The sequence below is a fragment of the Streptomyces sp. NPDC057287 genome (assembly GCF_042667905.1).
GTDB lineage: Bacteria > Actinomycetota > Actinomycetes > Streptomycetales > Streptomycetaceae > Streptomyces.
This window is the reverse complement of record NZ_JBHUYV010000026.1, coordinates 46,594-70,498: the sequence shown is the minus strand read 5'-3', so window position 1 is coordinate 70,498 and position 23,905 is coordinate 46,594. Positions and strand designations below refer to the sequence as shown.

Sequence of the window (23,905 nt, the reverse complement as noted above, 5' to 3'; positions counted from 1 at the left end):
TTACGGGACAGCCCTTAGCGGGGGTCGCCCGGAGGGGTGAGGTGGTGTTCCTCCGCGTCCGCCCTGGCGCGGTCGCGGGAGCGCCGGGCCGGCCCGGACCAGCCGCAGACGCAGCGCGCCAGGCAGAACGAGCCCCGTTCGACCGTGGTCGTGGTGTGCGCGTGTTCCGGGCCCTGCGAGGGGATGCGTACGGGGGCTTGGACCAAGGGGTCCGAGGGTTCCTGATGCACGGGTCCACGGTACGGGGGCCGCCGTCCGGCGGCCGGGGAGTGGGCCGATCGGCTTCCGGAAGGGGCCCGGTGGCGTGACGGGGCGCCCCGGCCGTCGTTATGCGGGACGGGCGGGAACTCGGTCAGGTGCGCGTCGTTGGGGGTTGGCAGGCGATGGTGGTGCAGCAGCAGAGGTGCGGAGGCGGGGCACTGGCTGTGTGTGCGCTGGCCGTGGCCGGAGTGATGACGGTGGGCAGCGGATGCTCCGGCGCGGGCGGCGCCGGGGGCGACGGGGTGGGCGAGCGTGCCGTGGCCCGGGGCGTCCGGGCCACCACCCCGGCCGACGTGGTCCGGCGGGCGGCCGAGGAGCTGGCGGCCGCGGGCAGCGCCGAGACGCGCACGTCGATGGAGACCGCGGCGGGCGGGACCCGGGTGACGATCCGGGGCCAGGGTTCGTACGACTTCCGCAAGCAGCTGGGCCGGATCAAGGTCCTCCTCCCCAAGGACGCCGCCGGGGCCGACGAGCACCGGCCGATCACGGAGCTGCTGGCCCCCGGAGCGCTGTACATGAAGAACCGCGGCGCCGGGGTGCCCGACGACAAGTGGGTGCGGATCGACACGACGTCCCTGGAGGACGGCAACCTGGTCACCGGCGGTGTGACGGATCCGACAGCCGCCGTCGAGCTCCTGCGCGGCGCGGGCACGGTGACGTACGTCGGGCGGACGGAACTGGCCGGGGTGCCGGTCCGGCACTACCGGGGGACCGCGGACCTGGGCCGGGCGGCGCGGGAGGCCTCGCCGTCCTCGCGCGGGGCGCTGACCGCCGCAGCGAAAGGGTTCAGCACGGATTCGGTGCCCTTCGACGCGTATCTGGACGACGAGGGCCTGCTGCGGAAGGTGCGCCACCGCTTCACCTTCGCGACCGAGGGCCCCGCGGTGGCGGTGGTGTCGACGATGCTGCTGTACGGCTTCGGCGCGCCGGTCTCCGTGGAGCTGCCGCCCGACGCGGACATCTACACGGGGCGGGTCCAGCAGGGCCGGAGTGGCCCGGAAGCGCCGTAGGGAGGGGGCCGAAATGGTCCGTCCGTGCCATGCGCGGTGCGTGCCGCGCTCCCTACGCTAGGAAGTCGGTGCGCCAGGGGTCGGCGACAGCAGAGAGAGGTGACGCAGGTGGTGACGCTCAGCGCTCCGAACGCTCAGGACTGTGTGGCCCTGGCCGAGATCGAACTGTGCGGCGAGCTCATGATCGCGGCGGCGGACGCGCTGGAGGACCGGCTCAGTCCCGACCGGATCGACGAGGTGCTCAACGTCGGAGCGGATCGCGCCGAGCCGGCGCCGACGATTCCCCGGCAGGCGCGCCACCGGGGGTGACCTCTCTCTCCCCCGGCCGGCGTCACGTACGCAGGAGGCGGGCGATGGCCTTGGTGGCCTCCTCGACCTTCGCGTCGATCTCCTCGCCGCCCTTGAGCGCGGCATCCGCGACGCAGTGGCGCAGATGCTCCTCCAGCAGCTGGAGGGCGAAGGACTGCAGGGCCTTGGTGGAGGCCGAGACCTGGGTGAGTATGTCGATGCAGTAGACGTCCTCGTCCACCATCCGCTGGAGGCCGCGGATCTGGCCCTCGATGCGGCGCAGGCGCTTGAGGTGCTCCTCCTTCTGATGGTGATACCCGTGGATACCGCGGTCGTGATCGGTGACGACCGCGTCCGAACCGGCTGCGCCGGTGGCCTCGGTGGTGGTCATGGGGTCCTCCGTTGTCCTCTTGGCCTGCGGTGTGCGTGCCGTTCTGTGCCGTCTGTATACCCCTGCCGGGTATATCGTAACGAATCCAGCCGAAACGTGACCGGGGGGCCGTGCTGATCACTGTGCCCGATGCGCGACACTGAAGAACGCCGGTTAGCCGTGGCCGGATGATGCGCCTAGCATCAGCCTGACCGAATCCAAAGCACCCCGAGGACCCCACGTGCGCTTTCGTCTGACCCCCAGGGAGACGAGCTTCTACGACATGTTTTCCGCATCCGCGGACAACATCGTCACGGGCTCGAAGCTCCTCATGGAACTGCTCGGGGCGGATTCTGCCTCCCGAGTCGAGATCGCGGAGCGTATGCGGGCAGCGGAGCACGCGGGGGACGATGCCACCCACGCGATCTTCCACCAGCTGAACTCCTCCTTCATCACGCCGTTCGACCGCGAGGACATCTACAACCTCGCGTCGTCGCTCGACGACATCATGGACTTCATGGAGGAGGCCGTCGACCTGGTCGTCCTGTACCAGATCGACGAACTCCCGAAGGGTGTCGAGCAGCAGATCGAGGTCCTGGCCAGGGCGGCGGAACTGACCGCCGAGGCCATGCCGAGTCTGCGGACCATGGACAACCTCACCGAGTACTGGATCGAGGTCAACCGTCTGGAGAACCAGGCCGACCAGATCCACCGCAAGCTGCTGGCCCAGCTCTTCAACGGCAAGTACGAAGCCATGGACGTGCTGAAGCTCAAGCAGATCGTGGACGTGCTGGAAGAGGCGGCTGACGCGTTCGAGCACGTCGCCAACACGGTGGAGACCATCGCGGTCAAGGAGTCCTGAACCTCGTGGACACCTTTGCGCTGATCGTGACCATCGGTGTCGCGCTCGGCTTCACGTATACGAACGGCTTCCACGACTCGGCGAACGCCATCGCCACCTCGGTCTCCACCCGGGCGCTGACCCCGCGTGCGGCTCTGGCGATGGCCGCTGTGATGAACCTCGCAGGCGCCTTCCTGGGCCAGGGGGTCGCCAAGACCGTCAGTGAAGGCATCATCGCCACGCCCCAAGGACAGAAGGGGATGGGCATCCTGTTCGCGGCGCTGGTCGGCGCGATCATCTGGAACCTCGTCACCTGGTACTTCGGGCTGCCCTCCTCGTCCTCGCACGCGCTGTTCGGCGGCATGGTCGGGGCGGCGCTCGCCGGCGGGACCGACGTGATCTGGTCCGGGGTGCTGGAGAAGATCGTCATCCCGATGTTCGTCTCCCCGGTCATCGGCCTGGTGGCCGGATACCTGGTGATGGTCGGCATCCTGTGGATGTTCCGCAAGGCCAACCCGCACAAGGCCAAGCGCGGCTTCCGCATAGCCCAGACCGTCTCGGCCGCCGGCATGGCGCTCGGGCACGGACTGCAGGACGCGCAGAAGACGATGGGCATCGTCGTGCTGGCCCTGGTCATCGCCGACGTCGAGGGTCCGAACGACGAGATCCCGATCTGGGTGAAGTTCGCCTGTGCGGCGATGCTCTCCCTCGGTACGTACGCGGGTGGCTGGCGCATCATGCGCACGCTCGGCCGCAAGATCATCGAGCTGGATCCGCCGCAGGGGTTCGCGGCCGAGACGACCGGCGCGTCGATCATGTTCGGCTCGGCGTTCCTGTTCCACGCACCGATCTCCACGACTCATGTCATCACCTCGGCGATCATGGGTGTCGGCGCGACGAAGCGCGTGAACGCGGTGCGCTGGGGCGTGGCCAAGAACATCATCATGGGCTGGTTCATCACCATGCCGGCCGCGGCGCTGGTCGCCGCGCTCAGCTACGGGGTCGTCGTCCTGCTCTTCGGGTGACGTCCCGGTTCTCCACGTCATGGGTCCGCCCCTGCTCTCCTCAGGAGAGCAGGGGCGGACCCTTTGCCTTGTGGTGGCACCGCCATGCAGCACCCCAAGGCCGTCTGTGGTTATCCGAAGCGGCCCGAGATGTAGTCCTCGGTCGCCTGCACCGACGGGTTGGAGAAGATCCGCTCCGTCTCGTCGATCTCGATCAGCCGGCCGGGCTTGCCCACCGCCGAGAGGTTGAAGAAGGCCGTACGGTCCGAGACGCGTGCCGCCTGCTGCATGTTGTGCGTCACGATGACGATCGTGAAGCGCTCCTTCAGCTCGCCGATCAGGTCCTCGATGGCGAGGGTCGAGATCGGGTCCAGCGCCGAGCAGGGCTCGTCCATCAGCAGCACCTGCGGCTCGACGGCGATCGCGCGGGCGATGCAGAGGCGCTGCTGCTGGCCGCCGGAGAGGCCGGAGCCCGGCTTGTTCAGGCGGTCCTTGACCTCGTTCCAGAGGTTCGCGCCCCTGAGGGACTTCTCGACGATGTCCGACAGCTGGTTCTTGCGGTAGGAGCCGTTCAGCCGCAGGCCCGCCGCGACGTTGTCGAAGATCGACATGGTGGGGAAGGGGTTCGGGCGCTGGAACACCATGCCGACCGTGCGGCGCACGGTGACGGGGTCGACGCCGGAGCCGTACAGGTTCTCGTCGTCCAGCAGCACCTTGCCCTCGACGCGGCCACCGGGGGTGACCTCGTGCATGCGGTTCAGGGTGCGGAGGAAGGTGGACTTGCCACAGCCGGACGGGCCGATGAAGGCCGTCACGGAGCGGGGTTCCACGGTCATCGAGATGTCCTCGATGGCCTTGTGGGAGCCGTAGTAGGCGGTGAGGCCGCCGATGTCGATGCGCTTGGCCATGTGAATCACTGCTTCTTTCGGGAGGTCGCTGATGGCCGCGTCAGCGACCGGTCTTCGGGGCCTTCCAGCGGGCGATGCCGCGGGCCACGAGATTGAGGATCATGACGAAGGCGATCAGCACCAGGGCGGCGGCCCAGGCCCGGTCGTAGGACGCGGCCTCGCCGACCTTGTACTGCTCGTAGATGTAGAAGGGCAGCGAGTTCTGCGCGCCTTCGAAGGGGTTCGTGTTGATCAGCTGGCTGCCGAAGACGAGCAGGATGATCGGCGCCGTCTCTCCCGCGATGCGGGCGATGGCGAGCATGACGCCGGTGGTGATGCCGCCGATCGCGGTGGGCAGCACCACCTTCAGGATGGTGCGCCACTTGGGGATGCCGAGTGCGAGGGAGGCCTCGCGGAGCTCGTTGGGGACGAGCTTGAGCATCTCCTCGGTGGAGCGCACCACGACCGGGATCATCAGGATCGTCAGGGCCAGGGCGCCCATCAGACCGGAGGGCTCGAGGTTGGCGATCAGCATGATCGACAGGATGAAGAGACCGGCCACGATGGACGGGATGCCCGTCATGACGTCGACGAAGAAGGTCACTGCCTTGGCGAGCGCGCCCTTGCCGTACTCGACCAGGTAGACCGCGGTCAGCAGTCCGAGGGGGGCGGAGATCACGGTGGCGATCCCGACCTGCTCCAGGGTCCCGATCAGCGCGTGGTAGACACCGCCGCTGTCCTCGGAGCCGAGGACTCCGGCCATCGAGTGGCTGAGGAAGTAGCCGTCGAGGCGCTCGGAGCCGCGGCTGATCGTGGTCCAGAGCAGCGAGGCGAGCGGGACGACGGCGATGAGGAAGCAGACCCAGACGATGCTGGTGGCGAGGCGGTCCTTGGCCTGGCGCTGGTTCTCGACGACGGTCGTGGCGACGTACGAGAGGGCCAGGAAGAGCAGGGCGGAGATCAGGCCCCACTGGACGCGGCTCTGCCAGCCGGCTGCCAGGGAGATCCCGACACCGAGCGCGACCGCCACGACGGCGAAGCCGAGCGGGGCCCAGCGGGGGAGGCTCCTGCTGCTGAGGCCGGTGCCGCGGGGGTCCGGCGAGGTCCGCGGACGCTTGTCCTGGACGTCGGTGGTGGTGGCGTGGCTCATGCGTTGGCCCCCGAGTACTCCTTGCGGCGGGCGATGATGAGCCGGGCCGCGCCGTTGACCAGCAGGGTGAGGACGAAGAGGACGAGGCCCGAGGCGATCAGGGCGTCGCGCCCGAATTCGTCGGCCTCGCCGAACTTGGCCGCGATGTTCTGGGCGAAGGTCCCGCCGCCCGGATTGAGCACGTGCAGCGAGATGAGGAAGCTCGGCGACAGCACCGTGGCGACGGCCATCGTCTCGCCGAGCGCCCGGCCGAGGCCCAGCATCGAGGCCGAGATGATGCCGGAGCGGCCGAAGGGCAGCACCGAGAGGCGGATGACCTCCCAGCGGGTGGCCCCGAGGGCGAGCGCCGCTTCCTCGTTCATCTTCGGGACCTGGAGGAAGACCTCGCGGCTGACACTGGTCACGATCGGCAGGATCATGATCGCGAGCAGGATGCCGACGGTGAAGAGCGAGCGGGCGACGCCGATCTCGGTCTTCTCGAAGATGTACGTCCAGCCGAAGAACTGGTCGAGCCAGAGGTTCAGGCCCTCCAGGTACGGGACGAGGACCAGCGCGCCCCAGATGCCGTAGACGATGCTGGGCACCGCGGCGAGGAGGTCGACCACGTAGGCGACGGGGGCTGCCAGCTTGCGCGGCGCGTAGTGCGAGATGAAGAGGGCGATGCCGACAGCGATCGGAACCGCGATGACCATCGCGATGATCGAGCTGACGACCGTGCCGAAGAGCAGGACCGCGATGCCGAAGACCGGCGGGTCACCCGCGGGGTTCCAGTCGAAGGTGGTGAGGAAGTTGCCCTCGTCCTTCGAGATGGCTATGACGGCGCGGTAGCTGAGGAACACGGCGATCGACGCCATGATCACGAGCAGCAGGATGCCCGAGCCGCGGGAGAGGCCCAGGAAGATCTTGTCGCCGGCGCGCCCGGTGGACTTGGGGCGGCCGCGCGTGGCCGGCGGAGCCGGTGGCGTGTCGAGCGGTGTTGTGGAAGCCATGGTCTTTCCGGTCTGTGTGGGGGAGCGGCTGGCTCCCCTGGCGGCGGTGCACCGGATGGGTCGGGCGGTGGGGGCCGGTCCGGAGGGGTGCGCCGGACCGGCCCGCCTGTGCGTGTCGTGCGGTGGGGCTACTTGAGACCGGTGACGGTCTCGCGGACCTTGGCGTTGATCGCCTCGGGGATCGGGGCGTAGCCGGCCTCGGTGAGGACCTTCTGGCCCTCGGCGGAGGCGGTGTAGGTCAGGAAGGACTTGACCGAGCCGAGGGTCTCGGCCTTGTTGCCGGTGTCGCAGACGACCTCGTAGGTCACCAGGACGATCGGGTACGCGCCCTCGGCCTTGGTGGTGTAGTCGAGGTCGAGCGCCAGGTCCTTGCCGGTGCCCTTGACCTTGGCGGCGGCGATCGCCTTGGAGGCGTTCTCCGAGGTGGCCTCGACCGGGGCGGCGCCACCGGTGTCGATGTCGACGGTGGTGATCTCCTGCGACTTGGCGTAGGAGAGCTCGAAGTAGCCGATCGCGCCGTCGACGGCCTTCACCTGGGTGGCGACACCGGAGGACTGGGACGCGGCCTGGCCACCGGGGGCCGGCCACTTCTTCTCGGCCTCGTACTTCCAGTCGCTCGGGGCCGCGGCGTTCAGGTACTTGCCGAGGTTCTGCGTGGTGCCGGAGTCCTCGGAGCGGTGGAAGGGCTGGATCGCCTTGTCCGGCAGCTTGACGCCGTCGTTGAGCTCGGCGATCGCCGGGTCGTTCCACTTCTTGATCTTGGTGTCGAAGATCTTGGCGAGCGTGGAGGCGTCCAGGGTGAGCTTGTCGACACCCTCCAGGTGGAAGCCGATCGCGATCGGACCGCCGACCATGGGGAGGTTGATCCCCTGGCCGCTCTTGCAGATCTTCTTCGACTCGGCGACCTCTTCGGGCTTCAGGGCGGAGTCCGAGCCGGCGAAGCCGACGGTGCCCTGGTTGAAGGCGACGATGCCCTCGCCGGACGAGGAGGAGCTGTAGTTGATCTCCACGCCGGAGCAGGCGGCCATGTAGTTCTTGACCCAGAGGTCCATCGCGTTCTTCTGGGCGCTGGACCCGGAAGCACGCAGCTGGCCCTCGGCACCGTCGCACTTGATGTCCGACGCCGCGGCGCTCGTCTTGCCGCCGCCGTCCGCGTCGGAGCCGGTGTTGTCGTCCGAACCGCACGCCGTGAGGACCAGGGCGCCGGAGACGGCGAGGGCACCGAGCGCGGTGGCACGAAGCCGGTTCTTGCGCTGAAGCTTCACTTTCGGGGTGTTCCTTCCAGGAGCCGCCGCGGCTGGTGGGGGCGAGGCGGCGTGCGAGGGGAAACGGTGCGGTGGCTTGGTGCCGTGCACCTTGTACGTCCGAAATTAGGCAGAACAGGTGAAGCGCCCTACGGGGGAGAGTGAACGGCAGGTGAACCGTGCCGGGCGGGCTGGTTCCGCTGGTATCGGGCCCGGCCGGGCCGGGCCGTGCTCGGACCCTGGGGCGTCCGGTGGGGCCGCGCGGCCGCTTCAGGGGCAGCGGGGAGCGCCGCAGCGGGCCGGGGCCTCAGGTGCCGTTCCGGCCCGCGTGCAGGAAGGCGTCCAGCTGGATCCGGTCGCCCGGGCGGCTCAGGCGGGAGCGGGCGGATTCGGGGGAGAGCCAGGCCAGCCGGTCGACCTCGTCGTTGGGTACGAACGCGCCGTCCGTCGCCTCCGCCGCCCAGTAGGTGACCTCCTTGGGCCGCCCGTTCGCCACGTACAGGGCCGTCGGCAGCGGGGCGCCCGGCACGCAGTGGTGGCCCGTCTCCTCCAGGACCTCGCGCAGGGCGGCCTCCAGAGCCGTCTCACCGCGCTTCAGCTTGCCCTTCGGGAAGGACCAGTCGTCGTAGCGGGGCCGGTGGACCAGGCAGACCTCCAGGCCGCCGCCGTCCTGGGCCCGGCGCCAGAGCACGCAGCCGGCCGCGAGCACGAGGTCGCTCATGTTGCGGTCACGGCCGCCGAGTACGGCCAGGCCTCCCGGAACACGCTGCGCGCCGCCCCGACCTCGTGCCGCTGGTCGGCGTGGAGCACCCCCAGGGCGTACGCCGTCGCCGGGGCGATGCGCGGGGTGCGCGCCGCCTCCGCCGCGCCGGCGGCGGCCTCCGCCGCGTCGCGGTGCAGGTCCAGCGCGTGGCACGGCCCGGCCAGGGCCGGATCGGGGGCGCCCCGCAGCATCTCGTGGGCGTACCGGTGCAGCCGGAGCAGGAGGCGGGCCTGGTGCCAGAGGGCGTCCTGGGCCTCGTTGTACGGCTCCACCGCCTCGTCGGGCGGGAGCGCGGCCACCGCGTCCAGCATCCGCTGCTCGGTCAGCCCCGCCGGGGCGTGCAGGACCCTTTCCGCCGGCTCCGCGGCCGACGGCGACAGGGGGACCTCCGAGGCGAGCAGCGCGACGGCGTCGGCGACGGCGTGGAAGCGGGAGGAGCCCAGTGCCTGGAGCGCCGCCGAGTGGGCGCGGGTCCGGGCGAGGGTCAGCCGGCGCTCCAGGAGGGCCCCGGCCCGGGCCGCGCCGACGCCGAGCGCCGCCCGCTCCTTGTCGCTCTCGGCCCTCGCCTCCCCCGGGGCCGGCCGGGCCGCCGGGAGCGAGGAGCCGGAGAGCTGGTGCAGGGCCTCCAGCAGCCGCCCGAGCCTGGCGGCGTACGCGTGCTCGCGGGCCAGGGTCCCGGAGAGCCAGGCCAGCTCGGTACGGAGCTGGTCGGCCCAGGCCGGGTCGAGGGCCCCGCGGAAGGTGTGCAGCGTGCCGCTGATCCGGCGCGCCGCGTGGCGGAGCGCGCGGGCGGCCTCGTCGGCGCTCCGCGTGCCGGCGTCCGCGGGGGCGCTGTGCTCGCGGTGCGTCCGCAGGCTCCGCAGGAAGCCGGCGGCCTGGTCGCGCAGGTAGGGCGCGAGGACCTCTTCCGCGGAGAGGGCCGTCGTCTGGTGGTCAGGGCGTCGCACGCCGGCGCCTCCGGGCTTCGATGAGCATCTCTTGTACGTGCCGCAGCGGCTGTCCGTCCGCGTCCGTGGCGTGCCGGGTCCAGTTGCCGTCGGGTCCCAGGTGCCAGGAGGAGGTGGTGTCGGACATGCCTGTTTCCAGGAGCCTGCTGAGGGCGGCGCGATGCGCGGGGTCGGTGACGCGGACCAGTGCTTCGATCCGGCGGTCGAGGTTGCGGTGCATCATGTCGGCGCTGCCGAACCACACTTCGGGCTCGCCGCCGTTGCCGAAGGCGAAGAGCCGGGAGTGTTCGAGGAAGCGGCCCAGTATCGAGCGGACCCGGACGTTCTCGGAGAGGCCGCTGACGCCGGGGCGGATCGCGCAGATGCCGCGTACCCAGATGTCGACCGGCACACCGGCCTGCCCGGCCCGGTAGCAGGCGTCGATGACCGCTTCGTCGACCATCGAGTTGACCTTGATGCGTACGTAGGCGAGGCGGCCCGCGCGATGGTGGGTGACCTCCTTGTTGATCCGGGCGATCAGCCCGTCGCGCAGGGACTTCGGGGCGACCAGCAGCCTGCGGTAGGTCTCGCGGCGGGAGTACCCGGAGAGCCGGTTGAAGAGGTCGGAGAGGTCCGCCCCGACCTGCGGGTCGGCGGTCAGCAGGCCGAGGTCCTCGTAGAGCCGGGCCGTCTTCGGGTGGTAGTTGCCGGTGCCGACGTGGGAGTAGCGGCGCAGCGTGTCGCCCTCCTGGCGGACGACGAGCGACAGCTTGCAGTGCGTCTTGAGGCCGACGAGGCCGTAGACGACGTGGCAGCCGGACTCCTCCAGCTTGCGGGCCCACTTGATGTTGGCCTGCTCGTCGAAGCGCGCCTTGATCTCGACGAGGACGAGGACCTGCTTGCCGGATTCGGCGGCGTCGATCAGGGCGTCGACTATCGGTGAGTCGCCCGAGGTCCGGTACAGGGTCTGCTTGATCGCGAGGACGTCCGGGTCGCCCGCCGCCTGCTCCAGGAACGCCTGGACGGACGTGGAGAAGGAGTCGTACGGGTGGTGCAGCAGCACGTCGCGTTCGCGGAGGGCGGCGAATATGTCGGGCGCGGAGGCAGACTCGACCTCGGCGAGGTCGCGGTGGGTGCCGGCGATGAACTTCGGGTACTTCAGCTCGGGCCGGTCCAGCGAGGCGATGCCGAACAGTCCGGTGAGGTCGAGCGGGCCCGGCAGCGGGTAGAGCTCGGTCTCGGAGATCTTCAGCTCGCGTACGAGCAGGTCCAGGACGTAGGGGTCGATCGACTCCTCGACCTCCAGGCGGACCGGCGGCCCGAAGCGGCGCCGCATGAGCTCCTTCTCCAGAGCCTGGAGGAGGTTCTCGGCGTCGTCCTCCTCGACCTCCAGGTCCTCGTTCCTGGTCACCCGGAACATGTGGTGGGCGAGGACCTCCATGCCCGGGAAGAGCTCTTCGAGGTGGGCCGCGATGATGTCCTCTATGGGGACGTAGCGCTGCGGGGACGCCTCCAGGAAGCGGGTGAGCAGCGGCGGCACCTTGACGCGGGCGAAGTGGCGGTGGCCGCTGACGGGGTTGCGGACGACGACCGCGAGGTTCAGCGACAGCCCGGAGATGTACGGGAACGGGTGCGCGGGGTCGACGGCCAGCGGGGTCAGCACGGGGAAGACCCGCTGCCGGAAGAAGGTGAAGAGCCGGGCCTGCTCCTTCTCGGTCAGGTCGGGCCAGCGCACCAGCTGGATGCCCTCGTCGGAGAGGGCGGGCGCGACGTCCTGCTGGTAGCAGGCGGCATGGCGGGCCATGAGCTCGCGTGAGCGGGTCCAGATCAGGTCGAGGACCTCGCGGGGCTGCAGCCCGGACGCGGACCGGGTGGCGACACCGGTCGCGATACGGCGCTTGAGGCCGGCGACCCGGACCATGAAGAACTCGTCCAGGTTCGACGCGAAGATGGCGAGGAAATTAGCCCGTTCGAGTAGTGGTGTGGCCGGGTCCTCGGCGAGTTCCAGAACGCGTTCGTTGAAAGCGAGCCAGCTGCGCTCCCGGTCGAGGAACCGGCCCTGGGGCAGCTCGTCGCCGTCCGGCTCGGGTTCGTACGCGTCCGGGTCGTTGTCCAGGTCGGGGTCCAGATCGGCGGCTGTGGACAGGCCGGCGGGCACGGAGCCCGCGACGGCGTGCGGCCGGTGGGCGGCGAGGGAGCCGACCGACGGCTGGGCGGGCTGGACCGGGACCTCGGAGCTGGGCTGCTGGCTCATGGACCTATTCTTCCGCGCGTTCGGCTCCTCAGGCGCGTCGGAGCCGGGAAAGATCGCGGAAGAAGCCGGAGTGGTCCCCGGACCGGGGCCACTCCCGTTGCGGGGGGTGGGCACAGCTGGCTGCATCCCGTGAGGGTCGCAAGCCGTTCTGAATGGCCGGTAACGGCGACATGACGTACAGGAAGCGGTGTGGCTGCGGTGCCGCCCCTTCCTCACCGTGGGTGAACCCCCTGCCCGGACTCCCCCGTGGCCCGGGCAGGGGCGCTGGATCAGCCGTGGAGACGGCGCAGGACGCGGAAGGCGAGCGCGAGCGCCAGGGCGGCGAGGGCGAGCAGGATGCCGGTCTCGACGAGCTGGAGGGGCCAGAAGTGGGAGGCGGGGTGGTAGTCGAGGTAGTGGCTGGTGACGCCGTGGTCGGCCATGCACCGTGCGTATTCCGGTGCGGAGGAGACCTGTGCGCACACGTCCTGCGGCAGCCGTTCGCCGGTGCCGGTGATGTGGCCCGTCTCCACCCACCAGATGTCGGATTCCACGTCCATGGACCGGCCGGTCACCGTGGCCCGGGGCCAGAGGAAGCCGCGGAAGTAGGTGAAGGCCGCAGTCATCGCGCCGGTCACGATCACGGAGACGGTCAGCGCGGGGAGCACGCGTCGGGTCAGCAGTCCGGCGAGCGCTCCGACGCACAGGGCGAACAGGATGTGCGCGGCCAGGACGGTGCCCGTGGTGGCGTAGACCTGCGCGCTGTACCACTCCGGCTGGTAGGGGAGGTCGGCGAGGGCCCGCGCCCCGTGGAGGCATACGGCCAGCACGGCTGTTCCGGCCACCAGCAGCACGGCGGGCAAGGCCAGCCTGGCGGCCAGCCAGCGCGCGGGTGACACCGACTGCGTCCAGGACATCCTGAAGGTGCCGTTCTCCAGCTCTCTGGCGACCATCGGTCCGGCGACGAAGGCGCTGAAGAGCGTGGGAAGGGCCATCAGGGAAAGGGCGTAGTAGTCGAACACCCGTCTGTACGTGTTCATGCTGTCCGCGTAGGTGCGGGCCGTCTGGTCGCAGGCCCGCCCTGCCCCGCCCTCGACCGGGCAGTTGCTCGCCTCGAATGCCTCGGAGACGTGTGACGCGCGCAGGACCAGGGCGATCAGGCCGATGACCGCGACCAGGGCAATCCCGCCCATGATCCGCAGGGCTGCCCGGTGCTGCCGCCCTACGACACGCGCCGGCCGGCGCAGGGTGGAGCGGGCCGAAGTGAGAGTGGTGCTCATATCGCGGCCGCCTCCTCGCGGGCGTGCGCGCTCGGCGTCAGGAGCGGCGGGGCCTCCGGCGAGCGCAGGTGCGCCAGCAGCAGATCCTCCAGGGAGGGGTCCGTGACGTCCCAGGCGGCCAGGTCCACAGGTCCGTCCCTCCGTACCAGTGCGGTCATCTGACGTCCCGTCGTGCGGGACTCGACGACCGTGTGCGGGGCGAGGTCGCGGACCTGGCCGGTGAGCACGGCGTGCGCGGCGACGATGTCGTCGCTCTCGCCGCCGAGCCTCACCCGGCCGCCGTCGACGAGCAGGAGGTAGTCGCAGGATCCCTCCAGCTCGGTGAGGATGTGCGACGACATCACGATGGTGGTGCCGTGTTCGGCGGCCTCGGCCATCAGGAGGCCCATCAGCTGGTGCCTGGCGAGCGGGTCGAGGTCGGCCATCGGCTCGTCCAGCAGCATCAGCTCGGGCCGCTTGCCCAGGGCGAGGGCCAGGGCGAGCCGGGTGCGCTGGCCACCGGAGAGCGTGCGGACCCTGGCGTCCTGGGGGAGGGGGCCGGCCACACGGTCGGCGGCGGCCCGGTCCCAGGCGGAGGGGTTGAGCTCGGCGCCTGCCCACAGGGTGTCGGCCACGGTGAGCTGCGGGTACAGGGGCTTGTCCTGCGCGACGTACGCGATGCGCGGACGGGCCTCCGCAGGAGTGGAGCCGAGCACCCGCACCGTGCCCTCGGCGGGCCGGAGGAGGCCCGCCGCGAGTGACAGCAGGGTGGACTTGCCGGCGCCGTTGGGCCCGACGAGGGCGCATATCCGTCCGGCGGGCAGCCGGAACGAGCAGCCGCGCAGCGCCCACCCGCGCTTTCGCCCGTAAGCCATACCGAGGCCGTTCGCCTCGATCGCGGCACCTGTCATGAGTGCTGGTCCCCCTTGAATGTGCTGTCCAGTACGTCGGTGAAGAGCGCGCTCACGTCGTCCTTCTCCAGTCCCGCGGTGCGGGCGCTGCGCATCCACTCGGTCAGTTCCGCGCGCAGGGGCGGGTCGGTGGTCACCGCCGCGCTGCCGAGGGTGCGGCGGACGAAGGTGCCGAGGCCACGGCGGCCTTCGACCAGGCCTTCGCGCTCCAGTTCGCGGTAGGCCTTGAGCACGGTGTTGGGGTTGATCGCCGTGGCCTCGACGACCTCGCGGGCCGTGGGCAGCCGGTCGCCCGGCTCCAGTACGCCGAGGCGGAGCGCCTGCTTGGTCTGCTGCACGATCTGGAGATAGGTGGAGACGCCGCTGCGCCGGTCGATGCGGAATTCGACCGCTGCGGACTCTGCCATGTTCACCACCCTTTCACTAATTGAGTAGTGAAAGGGTGACGTAAGAAAGGGGCGGCGTCAAGTGACGCCGCCCCTGGACGAGTTGGAAGTGCTCAGGACTCCGTGCGGTACATCAGGTCGACCTCGTGCGTGGCGAAGCCCATCCGCTCGTACACCGACAGCGCCGCCGGGTTGTCGGCGTCCACGTAGAGCATCGCCGTGGGAAGTCCGAGGGAGGCCAGGTGGCGCAACCCGGTCGCGGTGAGCGCCTTGCCGAGGCCGCCTCCCTGGGCATCGGGGCGGATGCCGACGACGTAGACCTCGCCGAGCTCGTCCTCGGCGTGCACCTTCGTCCAGTGGAAGCCGATGATCCCGCCGTCGCGCTCGGCCAGGAAGAAGCCCTGCGGGTCGAACCAGGGCTCGGCCTTCCGGTCGTCCAGGTCCCGCTGGGTGAGGGAGCCCTGCTCCGGGTGGTGGGCGAAGGCGGCGCTGTTGACGGCGAGCCAGGCCGCGTCGTCCTGTCCCGGCACGAAGGTGCGCACGGTGACGCCGGGCGGGAGGACCGGTTCGGGGATGTCGAGGGAGTCCAACGGGCGTCGGAGCTGCCGCAGTTCGCGGAAGAGGGAGAGGCCGAGCACCTGTGCCAGGTGCCGGGCCGCCGACTTGCCGCCGTGCGCCCAGACCCGCAGCCGCTTCCCGGTCGCCGCGAGGAGGGCGGCGCCGAGGGCGCGGCCGTGCCCCCGGCCCCGGTGGGCGGGGGCCACGACCAGCTCGGCCGCGGGGGCCTCCACCGGGTCGGCGTCCTCCAGCTGCGCGTATCCGGCCAGTTCGCCGTCGACGGTGAGCAGGAAATGCCGGACGCCCTCACGGTGCCCGCCCCTCAACTGCAGCCGCCCCTGCTCGGAGACGGCCTGCCGGCCGTCGGTCCCGGCGGCCTCGCCGAGGAGGGCGAGGACCGCGTCGGCCTGCTCGGGGGTGAGCGCGTCGAGGGTCTCGATCTCGCGCCCGGGGGAGGGGAGGGGTGCGTCAGTCGTCATGGGTACGAGCGTACGGGGCAGGGGTGGGGCGCAGGGGCAGGCTGCCGACCGGTGTGCGAGGGCGCCGTCGCGTCAGCCCGAGCTGTCATTCCGCACCGGCTCCGCCGTGCAGGGCCTCATGCGATGCGGGAGAGGTCGCCGGTGGTGGTGATGTGGCCCCAGGGCGATTGGCCAACAACCTGTTGGGCAATCGGGTCGGGGCCACGTCCGGGCCGTCTGCTGCATGTAGCACAGGTTGCTGCGGCTGAACCCTCGCTGGTCGGGGAACTCCGTTCGCAGCCCGGTCGCGATGCGCTCGACGACCTTCGTCCCCGACCTCTCGGCTCCCTGGCGTTCCAGGATCGTCCGGCCGATCTCCCAGTACATCAGGAGTATGTCGGTGTTCACCTCGAGCTGTGCGCGCAGGTGCGCGCCGCGCACGATCGACTTGAGAACGTCGATCGTCTCGTAGAAGCCAGGGGGTAGTTCGGCCCGGTTCTGGGCCGGGACCACTGCCTCGGCGGTGAGTTCGTTGTCCACGGGGTACGGGCTCCCGGCACGTATGCACGCCGTGACGTTCCTGCTCGCATATATACGTCTTATGGGTGATCGAACCCTTTCTGGCCGTGCGGCAACCAGTTCGTAACCCCGTACACCTGTCGCGCTACGCGCGTTGACTCTAGGCTGCGGGACGCAGGATCCAGACACTCACAAGGGGACCGATGTCAGCGACTCCGCATCCGCAGAAGAACCGTGCGTCCCGGCGGGCGCTCGCCGCCGTGGCCGGGCTGACCACCGTGGGCGCGCTCGTCGCAGCGATGCCGGCCGGCGCCCATGACCGGGGGCACGGTCACGGCCACCCGTCCCGCACCGTCGACGTGCAGCTCCTCTCCTTCAACGACCTGCACGGCAACCTGGAGCCGCCGGCCGGCTCCGCGGGAACCGTCAGCGAGAAGCAGGCCGACGGCACGGTGAAGGCGGTCCCGGCCGGTGGCGTCGAGTACCTCGCCACCTCGCTGCGCACGGCGCGCAAGGGCCACCCGTACTCCGTCACGGCGGCCGGCGGCGACATGGTGGGTGCGAGCCCGCTGCTGTCGGGACTCTTCCACGACGAGCCCACCATCGAGGCGCTCAACGGGCTCGACCTCGACGTGACGGCCGTGGGCAACCACGAGTTCGACGAGGGGGCCACGGAGCTCGCCCGTCTGCAGAACGGCGGCTGCCACCCGGTCGAGGGCTGCTACGAGAAGGGCAAGAAGTTCAAGGGCGCGGACTTCCCGTACCTCGCGGCCAACGTGACGAGCGAGAAGTCCGGCAAGCCGATCCTCAAGCCGTACACGGTCTGGAAGAAGAACGGCGTCAAGATCGGCTTCATCGGGGTGACCCTGGAGGGCACGCCGAACATCGTCACGGCCAACGGCGTCAAGGGCCTCAAGTTCCATGACGAGATCGAGACGGTCAACAAGTACGCCAAGGAGCTCGACCGTCAGGGCGTCAAGTCCATCGTCGCCCTGATCCACGAGGGCGGGGCCCCGGCCTCCTCCTCGTACAACTACGACTGCGACAGCCCGGGCGCCGGTGACGGGATCTCCGGGCCGATCGTCGACATCGCCAAGGGCATCACGCCGAAGGTCGACGCCCTGGTCACCGGCCACACCCACCAGGCGTACGTGTGCACGGTGCCGGACCCGTCCGGCAACCCGCGCATGGTCACCTCGGCGTCGTTGTTCGGCAAGCTCTACACGGACACGACCCTCACCTACGACCGTGGCACCAGGGACATCGTGCGCACGTCGGTGAAGTCGCCGGCCTCGGTCAACCACGTCGTCAGCCGTGACCAGGCCAAGGCCACCGACATGACGGCGCTGATCGCCCGCTGGAACACCCTCGCGGCCCCGATCTCCAACCGGCCGCAGGGCTTCATCTCCGCCGACATCAACGGCCGCGGCTCCACGGCCCCCGAGAAGCCGCTCGGCAACCTGATCGCCGACGCCCAGCTCGAGGGCCTGGCCCCAGCGGACAAGGGTGGCGCGGTCGTCGCGTTCATGAACCCGGGCGGTATCCGCTCCGACCTCGTCTACACGGCCTCCGGCAGTGAGGGCGACGGGGTGGTCACCTACGGCGAGGCGTTCACCGTCCAGCCGTTCACCAACATGATGAACGTCGTCGACCTGACCGGCGCGCAGCTGGTCGCCGCACTCCAGCAGCAGGTCAGCGGCTCCAACGCGGCCTCCCCGAAGATCCTCCAGGTCTCGAAGGGCCTCACCTACACCCTGGACATGACGAAGGCGGGTGCCGACCGGGTGGTCGCCTCCTCGATCCAGCTGAACGGTGTGGCGATCGACCCGGCGAAGACCTACCGCGTCGCGATGAACGAGTTCCTCGCAGGCGGCGGCGACGGCTTCGCGGCCCTCGGCCAGGGCACGAACAAGCTGGTCGGCGCGTCCGACCTGGACCTGTTCAACGCCTACCTGGCGGCACACTCCACGGCCGCGGCGCCGCTGGCACCGCCGGCCACGGACCGGATCACGATCGTGCAGTAGGCGGTACGCGTGGTGCACGGGGCGGTGGGCCGGTCGGCTCACCGCCCCGCTGTCGTTCCGGTCCGCACCGCGTGGCGGGGGTCTCAGGAGCCGCCGAGGCCCTGTTCCGTCCTTGATGAGTACCGGTCATAATCCCAGGGCCACTCCCCCCCACGGCCCTCGGAGGCATGTCCCCATGAGCCCGTACACCGCCACCCGCAGAAGCTTTCTCACCGGCGCCCTGGCCGCCACCGCGGGAGTCGTCATCGGTACGACGCCCGCCGCAGCGAGAGCGGCGGGCACCCAGGACTGGATGAGCGGTATCGCCGACTCCACCCCCCTGCGACGCCTGACGATCCCGGGAACCCACAACTCGGGGGCGCGCTTCGGAGGCCCCTGGACCGCATGCCAGAACACCACCGTCGCCGCGCAGCTCGACAGCGGCATCCGCTTCCTCGACATCCGCTGCCGGATCAGCGGTGACGCGTACGCCATCCATCACGGGGCGTCGTACCAGAACCTGAACTTCGACGACGTCCTGGGCGCCTGCCGGGACTTCCTGGCGCGGCGGCCGTCGGAGACCGTCCTGATGCGCGTCAAGCAGGAGTACTCCGAGGAGAGCGACGCCGCGTTCCGGAGGATCTTCGACATCTACCTCGACGGCAAGGGCTGGCGCCCACTGCTCCGCCTGGATTCCACGCTTCCTGATCTCGGCGGCGCCCGGGGCAGGGTCGTGGTGCTCGCCGACAACGGCGGCCTGCCCGGGGTCCGGTACGCCGATCCGGCGGTCTTCGACATCCAGGACGACTACATGGCCGAGCCCTTCGGGAAGTACCCGAAGATCGAGGCGCAGTTCCGCAAGGCCGCGCAGCAGCCCGGCAAGCTGTTCATGAACTACGTGAGCACCGCGGCCCTGCTCCCCCCGCGATCGAACTCGGACCGCCTCAACCCGCAGGTGCACTCCTTCCTCGACGGGTCGGAGGCATCGGGCTGGACCGGTCTCGGCATCGTCCCGCTCGACTATCCCGCCACCCGGTCCGGACTGGTGGAATCGCTGATCCGGCACAACCCGGCCGGATGAGGGCCACTACGCCGGGGGCCGTGTCGTAGTGGGCGGCCACCTCGTACCACCGGTCCCACGCGTAGAGCCGGGCGTGGCGGCGGTCGTCATCCGTGCGCGGCGGGTCGTCGACCTGGCGGCTCGTGCCCCCCTCTGAGCCCGGAGCGTCTCCGGCGTCAGCTGTCGCACCGGTTGCGACGCCGCGATGTGCTGGACGGGGAGGGAGCGCCTTCCTGCACGTTCCTCATCCATGAGGCTGCGCTGCGGATGACGTACGGCGGGCCCGGCGTGGCCGGCAAACAACTCGGCCATCTGCTGGCGGAGTCGGAGCGCGACAACGTCACGGTCCGGGTGATCCCCTTCGCGGCGGGCGGTTTCCCGGAGATCGGTAGTTCGACACAGTATGTCCACGGTCCGGTTCCGCAGCTCGACACCGTACAGACGGACACGGCGACCGGGCCCGCGTTCATCGATGCCGAGAGCCGCCTCGTGAACTACCGGGCCGTGCTGGACCGGGTCGAAAGCCGGTCTCTCGATCCGAAGAGCTCGCGGGACTTCATTCGCGGCATCACACAGAGCACGAAGGCGTGAGGATCATGGAAATCCAGTGGCGCAAGTCCTCGAAATCATCGAACGCCGAGGGTTCGGACTGCCTCGAACTCGCCGAGCACGAAGGCAAGATACTCCTGCGCGAGAGCGACCACCCGGACGTGGTCGTACGCACCACCCGGGCCAAGCTGCGGGCTTTCCTCGGCGGGGCCAAGGAGGGCGAGTTCGACGACCTCGCCTGAGCCGCGTGGTGCCCGCGATCCGTGCGGAGCGTGTCCGGCCCCTGCGGCCGACCGGGGGCGGTCGGCGTTGAGCGCATCCTGCACACCCATGCCGACGCGGGCGTCGGCACCGCCCGTCCGGCCGTGGTCGTAGACCTCTTCCGGCGCGGCGTGGGCGCCGGTCACGCCGAGGACGGTCTCTCCAGCCTGGTGGGGCTGATGGCGAAGGCCGAGGCGTGACCGCGCCTCCGTCCTGCGGTCGCGGGTCGGCAGCTAGCTGCGCCCTGCGTGATGCGCGTGGTCTGCGGGACAGGCGTGACTCTGGCGGTGCCCCGCAGTTCGCTGCGGAATTCCGTCGCAGGCTCTGAGCTGCCCGCCCTCACCCCTCCGGCGGTGGCGTCGGCGCCCCCGGCAGCCGGATCGAGGCGACCGTGCCGTCGCCCTTGGCCGGGCTCAGGCCGATCTCGCCGCCCGCCTGCTGGACCGTGCGGGCGACGATGGACAGGCCGAGGCCCGAGCCGGGGAGCTGGCGGGCCGAGGGGGAGCGCCAGAAGCGGTCGAAGACGTGCGGGAGCTCCTCGGCCGGGATGCCGGGACCGTGGTCACGGACGGTCAGCTCGCCTCGGTGCAGGACGACTTCGATCGTCCCGCCGGACGGACTGAACTTCACCGCGTTGTCCAAGACGTTGACGACGGCGCGCTCCAGGGCGGCCGGCTCGGCCCGTACGTACCAGGGGGCCAGCTCGGCCGTGATGGTCAGCTCGGGGCCGCGCAGCCGGGCGCGCTCCAGGGCGGCGCGGGTGATGTCGTGCAGCGCGACCACCTGGAGCGGGCCGGGCTGGGCGGCGTCGGGGCGGGACAGCTCCTGGAGGTCGCCGATCAGAGCGGCCAGCTCCGTCATCTGCGCCTTGACCGAGGACATCAGGGCCTTGCGGTCGTCGGGCGGGATGGCCCGGCCGGTGTCGTCGCTCCGGGCGAGCAGCTCGATGTTGGTGCGGAGCGAGGTGAGCGGGGTGCGGAGCTCGTGCCCTGCGTCCGCGATGAGCTGCGACTGACGGTCGCGGGAGGTGGCCAGGGAGCCGGCCATCGCGTTGAACGAGCGGGACAGGCGGGCGATCTCGTCCTCGCCCTCGACCGGGATCCGGACGGTGAGGTCCTCCGTCTCGGCCACGTGCGCGACGGCGTGCGCGAGGTCGTCCACCGGGCGCAGACCGGTGCGGGCGATCCACAGGCCCGCGGCACCCGCGCCGACGACGCCGATGCCCGAGACGAGGAGCAGCACCCAGGCGAGGGTGGAGAGGGGGTCGGTGACATCGTCCATCGGGCGGGCCACGGACACCGCGAGGGTGGTGATTGCTCCGGGGCCGGGGCGGTCCAGCCTGATCTGGTAGGTGTAGACGCGCAGCTTGGCGCCGTCGGTGTCCGTGACGGTGTGCAGGACGTTGTCCCTGTCACCGCCCGCCACGGCGATGTCCTCGTCCGTCGTGGGGAAGGGCTGGGGGCGCGGTGGCGCGGCGCAGGGGTCACCGGTGGTGGCGATGATCTGCACGCTGTACGAGCCGGGCGCCGGGCGCTGGCGGGCCGCGGTGCCCGCGCAGGCGTTGAGCAGGTTCTGGACGTACGTCTCGTCGATCGCCGTCGAGTTGCGAAGAGACTGGTCCAGCTGGTGCTCCAGCTGCTCCCGCGTCACGAACCAGCACGCCGCCGCCACCGCAGCCACCGCCACCGCGACCGCCATGGCGACCAGCAGGGCGAGCCGTGAGCGGAGCGGGAGGGCGCGGAGGCGGCGACGCAGGCCGGTCACCCGTCACCGCCGCCGGAGCGCAGGGCGTAGCCGACGCCCCGCACCGTGTGGACGAGGCGGGGCTCGCCGCCCGCCTCGGTCTTGCGGCGCAGGTACATCACGTACACGTCCAGGGAGTTGGAGCTGGGTTCGAAGTCGAATCCCCAGACCGCCTTCAGGATCTGCTCGCGGGTCAGCACCTGCCGGGGGTGGGCCAGGAACATCTCCAGGAGGGTGAACTCGGTGCGGGTGAGCTCCACGCGGCGGGTGGAGCGGGTGACCTCGCGGGTGTTCAGGTCCATGCGGAGGTCGGCGAAGGACAGGACGTCGTCGTCGGGGGCGGGGCCCCCTGCCGCGACCGCGTACGAGCTGCGGCGCAGCAGGGCGCGGATGCGGGCGAAGAGCTCGTCGAGCTCGAAGGGCTTGACGAGGTAGTCGTCGGCGCCGGCGTCCAGGCCCGTGACCCGGTCCCCGACGGTGTCGCGGGCGGTGAGCATCAGGATGGGCGTGGTCGACCCGGTGGACCGGATGCGCCGGGCGGCCGTGAGGCCGTCCATGCGGGGCATCTGGATGTCCAGGACGATCAGGTCGGGGGCGTACGACTCGGCCTTGGTGAGGGCGTCGTAGCCGTCCACGGCCACCTCGGTTCCGTACCCCTCGAACGCGAGGCTGCGTTGCAGTGCCTCGCGCACGGCGGGCTCGTCGTCGACGATCAGGACGCGCTGCGGATCGTCTTCGGCGGGGCTCATCGCTTCTTCGTCCTCTTCCTTCGTGGCGGTGCTGCGTGCGGGGTCCTCAGCCTCGCACGGCGGTCGCACGCCGTCGCGCGGCACGGCGTGCGCGGTCCGTGCCCGTACGGATCTCGGCCGGGCGGGGTGCGGTCGCGGAGGGGGCCGAGGCGGCCAGTTCGGCGGCCAGGGCGAGGGGGAGGGACAGCCCGGCGGGGCCGGTGCCGGTGTCCGGGGTGGCGGGGTTCATGGAGACCTCCTCGTCAGGAACCGTTGCCGGCGCGCAGGGTGTCCAGGTCGGCCTTGACGGTGTCGACCGGGATGGCGAAGCCGAGACCGACGCTGCCCGCTGCCGAGCTGCCCGAGCTGCTGGCGGAACTGGGTGAGTACATCGCGGAGTTGATGCCGATGATCTCGCCGTTCATGTTGATGAGGGCGCCGCCGGAGTTGCCGGGGTTGAGTGAGGCGTCGGTCTGCAGGGCCTTGTACGTCGTCTTGGACGAACCGGTGTCACCGTTGAACTGCTGGCCGCCGAACTCGAACGGCCAGTTCTGGCCGCCCTGTTGCTGCTGCTGCTGGTCCTGCTGCTGCTCCTCCTTGGCGACCGTGACGTCGCGGTCGAGCGCGGACACGATGCCGCTGGTGACCGTGCCGGTGAGGCCCTCGGGGGAACCGATCGCCACGACCTCGTCGCCGACCTTCACCGAGGAGGAGTCGCCGAGCGTGGCGGTCTTGAGTCCGCTCGCGCCCTGGAGCTTGATGAGTGCCAGGTCCTTGTCGGCGTCCGTGCCGACCACGTCGGCCGTGTACGTCTTGCCGGTGCTGAGTGCCACCTTGATCGTGGAGGCGCCGGAGACGACGTGGTTGTTGGTGACGATCTCGCCGTCGTCCGTGATGACGACACCGGAGCCGGTGGCGTCGCCGGCCGAGGAGCTCGCGCTGATCTCCACGATGGCGGGCGACACGGCCGCCGCCACGCCGGAGACGGTGCCCTTGCTGCTCTGCGAGACAGTGGTGCCGCTGACGATGCTGCCGCCGCCCGTGCTGCCGGAGCCGCCGTCGGCGAGCTCGCCGATGAGGGTCGCGGTGCCGCCGCCGATCGCCGCCGCGGCGATCGCCACGGCCGCCAGCAGCGCGAGGGGCCGCTTGACCCGGCGCTCGGACTTCGGGGCGTCCGCGGCCGGGAAGGGCTCGGCCGCTGGGGCCGGCCAGCCGTAGGCGGGGACCGCGGTGGTGGGCTGCCCGGGCTCGTGGGCCGGAGGCGGCGGGTAGGCCGCCTCGCCACCGCCGTACGGAGCGCCGCCGTACGGAGCGCCGCCCTGCGTGGCACCGCCCTGCGCGGTGCTGCCGTGCGTGGCGCTCTCGTACGAACCGGTGCCGTGTGTTCCGGTGCCGTACGAGCCGTCGCCGTACGAACCGTTGTCGTGCGAGGGGGACATCGGGTACTCGCCGCTCGGGCGGTGGCTGTCGGTCATGTCTACGAGAGTGGCCAGCGAACATGAGA

At 70.6% G+C, this 23,905-nt stretch carries 26 protein-coding genes and 1 pseudogene; 9 read left to right on the top strand and 18 right to left on the bottom strand.

From position 1 onward, the window contains the following. Nucleotides 1-14: 14 nt before the first annotated feature. Nucleotides 15-230: a hypothetical protein gene (locus ACFUNE_RS34855; protein ID WP_383576564.1), complete on the bottom strand. Its 216-nt coding sequence runs from the start codon at nucleotides 228-230 to the stop codon at nucleotides 15-17. Between the two features lie 153 nt (nucleotides 231-383). On the opposite strand from ACFUNE_RS34855, the gene ACFUNE_RS34850 reads away from it, so the two are divergent. Both ACFUNE_RS34850 and ACFUNE_RS34845 read left to right on the top strand, forming a co-directional pair. Beyond that, entirely contained in the window at nucleotides 384-1,271 is an 888-nt protein-coding gene (locus ACFUNE_RS34850) for a hypothetical protein (RefSeq protein WP_383576487.1), read from the top strand. Between the two features lie 99 nt (nucleotides 1,272-1,370). After that, nucleotides 1,371-1,580, top strand: a complete 210-nt coding sequence (locus ACFUNE_RS34845) for a hypothetical protein (RefSeq protein ID WP_383576485.1) — start codon at nucleotides 1,371-1,373, stop codon at nucleotides 1,578-1,580. 22 nt (nucleotides 1,581-1,602) lie between these two features. Here ACFUNE_RS34845 and ACFUNE_RS34840 read toward each other — a convergent pair whose 3' ends face one another. Next, nucleotides 1,603-1,950, bottom strand: coding sequence for a metal-sensitive transcriptional regulator (locus ACFUNE_RS34840; protein WP_383576483.1), 348 nt, complete (start codon nucleotides 1,948-1,950; stop codon nucleotides 1,603-1,605). Nucleotides 1,951-2,170: 220 nt separating this feature from the next. On the opposite strand from ACFUNE_RS34840, the gene ACFUNE_RS34835 reads away from it, so the two are divergent. Beyond that, nucleotides 2,171-2,791, top strand: a complete 621-nt coding sequence (locus tag ACFUNE_RS34835; protein ID WP_205018015.1) for a DUF47 domain-containing protein — start codon at nucleotides 2,171-2,173, stop codon at nucleotides 2,789-2,791. Between the two features lie 5 nt (nucleotides 2,792-2,796). Beyond that, nucleotides 2,797-3,795, top strand: coding sequence for an anion permease (locus ACFUNE_RS34830; RefSeq protein WP_383576481.1), 999 nt, complete (start codon nucleotides 2,797-2,799; stop codon nucleotides 3,793-3,795). A gap of 110 nt (nucleotides 3,796-3,905) precedes the next feature. Here the strand turns inward: ACFUNE_RS34830 and pstB are convergent, their stop codons facing one another. From pstB to ACFUNE_RS34770, 12 genes are all read right to left on the bottom strand, one after another. Continuing rightward, nucleotides 3,906-4,682, bottom strand: a complete 777-nt coding sequence (pstB, locus tag ACFUNE_RS34825) for a phosphate ABC transporter ATP-binding protein PstB (RefSeq protein WP_383576478.1) — start codon at nucleotides 4,680-4,682, stop codon at nucleotides 3,906-3,908. A 40-nt stretch (nucleotides 4,683-4,722) separates the two neighbouring features. Further along, complete coding sequence (gene pstA / locus ACFUNE_RS34820) at nucleotides 4,723-5,811, bottom strand: phosphate ABC transporter permease PstA (protein ID WP_383576476.1); 1,089 nt, start codon at nucleotides 5,809-5,811, stop codon at nucleotides 4,723-4,725. Then, the gene (gene pstC / locus ACFUNE_RS34815) at nucleotides 5,808-6,800 is read right to left on the bottom strand and encodes a phosphate ABC transporter permease subunit PstC (RefSeq protein WP_383576474.1); all 993 of its coding nucleotides are present in this window, start codon (nucleotides 6,798-6,800) and stop codon (nucleotides 5,808-5,810) included. The genes pstA and pstC overlap by 4 nt, the downstream gene beginning before the upstream one ends. A gap of 128 nt (nucleotides 6,801-6,928) precedes the next feature. After that, complete coding sequence (gene pstS, locus ACFUNE_RS34810) at nucleotides 6,929-8,065, bottom strand: phosphate ABC transporter substrate-binding protein PstS (RefSeq protein ID WP_383576472.1); 1,137 nt, start codon at nucleotides 8,063-8,065, stop codon at nucleotides 6,929-6,931. Between the two features lie 286 nt (nucleotides 8,066-8,351). Continuing rightward, entirely contained in the window at nucleotides 8,352-8,765 is a 414-nt protein-coding gene (locus ACFUNE_RS34805; protein WP_383576470.1) for an NUDIX hydrolase, read from the bottom strand. Beyond that, complete coding sequence (locus tag ACFUNE_RS34800) at nucleotides 8,762-9,754, bottom strand: CHAD domain-containing protein (protein ID WP_383576468.1); 993 nt, start codon at nucleotides 9,752-9,754, stop codon at nucleotides 8,762-8,764. Before ACFUNE_RS34800 ends, ACFUNE_RS34805 begins: the two co-directional genes overlap by 4 nt. Further along, entirely contained in the window at nucleotides 9,741-11,987 is a 2,247-nt protein-coding gene (locus tag ACFUNE_RS34795; protein ID WP_383576466.1) for an RNA degradosome polyphosphate kinase, read from the bottom strand. Before ACFUNE_RS34795 ends, ACFUNE_RS34800 begins: the two co-directional genes overlap by 14 nt. A 269-nt stretch (nucleotides 11,988-12,256) precedes the next feature. After that, a complete protein-coding gene (locus tag ACFUNE_RS34790; protein WP_383576464.1) occupies nucleotides 12,257-13,246 on the bottom strand; it encodes a hypothetical protein in 990 nt (329 codons plus the stop codon). Continuing rightward, nucleotides 13,243-14,136, bottom strand: a complete 894-nt coding sequence (locus ACFUNE_RS34785; RefSeq protein ID WP_383576462.1) for an ABC transporter ATP-binding protein — start codon at nucleotides 14,134-14,136, stop codon at nucleotides 13,243-13,245. The genes ACFUNE_RS34790 and ACFUNE_RS34785 overlap by 4 nt, the downstream gene beginning before the upstream one ends. Then, nucleotides 14,133-14,543 carry a GntR family transcriptional regulator gene (locus tag ACFUNE_RS34780; protein WP_383576460.1) on the bottom strand — a complete coding sequence of 137 codons (411 nt, stop codon included), beginning with the start codon at nucleotides 14,541-14,543 and terminating at the stop codon, nucleotides 14,133-14,135. The genes ACFUNE_RS34785 and ACFUNE_RS34780 overlap by 4 nt, the downstream gene beginning before the upstream one ends. 92 nt (nucleotides 14,544-14,635) lie before the next feature. Continuing rightward, nucleotides 14,636-15,559: a mycothiol synthase gene (gene mshD / locus ACFUNE_RS34775; RefSeq protein ID WP_383576458.1), complete on the bottom strand. Its 924-nt coding sequence runs from the start codon at nucleotides 15,557-15,559 to the stop codon at nucleotides 14,636-14,638. 72 nt (nucleotides 15,560-15,631) lie between these two features. Next, on the bottom strand, nucleotides 15,632-16,078 hold the full coding sequence (locus tag ACFUNE_RS34770; RefSeq protein ID WP_383576456.1) for a DUF1016 N-terminal domain-containing protein: 447 nt from the start codon (nucleotides 16,076-16,078) through the stop codon (nucleotides 15,632-15,634). A gap of 182 nt (nucleotides 16,079-16,260) precedes the next feature. Between ACFUNE_RS34770 and ACFUNE_RS34765 the strand changes: the two genes are divergently transcribed. The 5 genes and pseudogenes from ACFUNE_RS34765 (at nucleotide 16,261) to ACFUNE_RS34745 (ending at nucleotide 20,130) form a co-directional block, all read left to right on the top strand. After that, a complete protein-coding gene (locus tag ACFUNE_RS34765; protein ID WP_383576454.1) occupies nucleotides 16,261-18,081 on the top strand; it encodes a bifunctional metallophosphatase/5'-nucleotidase in 1,821 nt (606 codons plus the stop codon). A gap of 175 nt (nucleotides 18,082-18,256) precedes the next feature. Beyond that, nucleotides 18,257-19,141 (top strand): phosphatidylinositol-specific phospholipase C, encoded by an 885-nt coding sequence (locus ACFUNE_RS34760; protein ID WP_383576452.1) that lies wholly within the window; start codon nucleotides 18,257-18,259, stop codon nucleotides 19,139-19,141. Nucleotides 19,142-19,267: 126 nt separating this feature from the next. Beyond that, a pseudogene (locus tag ACFUNE_RS34755) lies at nucleotides 19,268-19,711 on the top strand (DUF5753 domain-containing protein); the annotation flags it as partial. Nucleotides 19,712-19,716: 5 nt separating this feature from the next. Further along, a complete protein-coding gene (locus ACFUNE_RS34750) occupies nucleotides 19,717-19,911 on the top strand; it encodes a DUF397 domain-containing protein (protein WP_383576450.1) in 195 nt (64 codons plus the stop codon). A gap of 21 nt (nucleotides 19,912-19,932) precedes the next feature. After that, the gene (locus ACFUNE_RS34745; RefSeq protein WP_383576448.1) at nucleotides 19,933-20,130 is read left to right on the top strand and encodes a hypothetical protein; all 198 of its coding nucleotides are present in this window, start codon (nucleotides 19,933-19,935) and stop codon (nucleotides 20,128-20,130) included. Between the two features lie 139 nt (nucleotides 20,131-20,269). On the opposite strand, the gene ACFUNE_RS34740 is transcribed toward ACFUNE_RS34745, so the two are convergent. From ACFUNE_RS34740 to ACFUNE_RS34725, 4 genes are read right to left on the bottom strand one after another with little or no spacing between them, the layout of a single operon-like run. Next, nucleotides 20,270-21,694, bottom strand: coding sequence for a sensor histidine kinase (locus ACFUNE_RS34740; protein WP_383576446.1), 1,425 nt, complete (start codon nucleotides 21,692-21,694; stop codon nucleotides 20,270-20,272). Continuing rightward, nucleotides 21,691-22,422 (bottom strand): response regulator transcription factor, encoded by a 732-nt coding sequence (locus ACFUNE_RS34735; protein ID WP_383576444.1) that lies wholly within the window; start codon nucleotides 22,420-22,422, stop codon nucleotides 21,691-21,693. Before ACFUNE_RS34735 ends, ACFUNE_RS34740 begins: the two co-directional genes overlap by 4 nt. 46 nt (nucleotides 22,423-22,468) lie before the next feature. Continuing rightward, nucleotides 22,469-22,651 carry a hypothetical protein gene (locus ACFUNE_RS34730; protein ID WP_383576442.1) on the bottom strand — a complete coding sequence of 61 codons (183 nt, stop codon included), beginning with the start codon at nucleotides 22,649-22,651 and terminating at the stop codon, nucleotides 22,469-22,471. A 13-nt stretch (nucleotides 22,652-22,664) separates the two neighbouring features. Further along, the gene (locus tag ACFUNE_RS34725; protein ID WP_383576440.1) at nucleotides 22,665-23,876 is read right to left on the bottom strand and encodes a S1C family serine protease; all 1,212 of its coding nucleotides are present in this window, start codon (nucleotides 23,874-23,876) and stop codon (nucleotides 22,665-22,667) included. Between the last annotated feature and the right edge of the window lie 29 nt (nucleotides 23,877-23,905).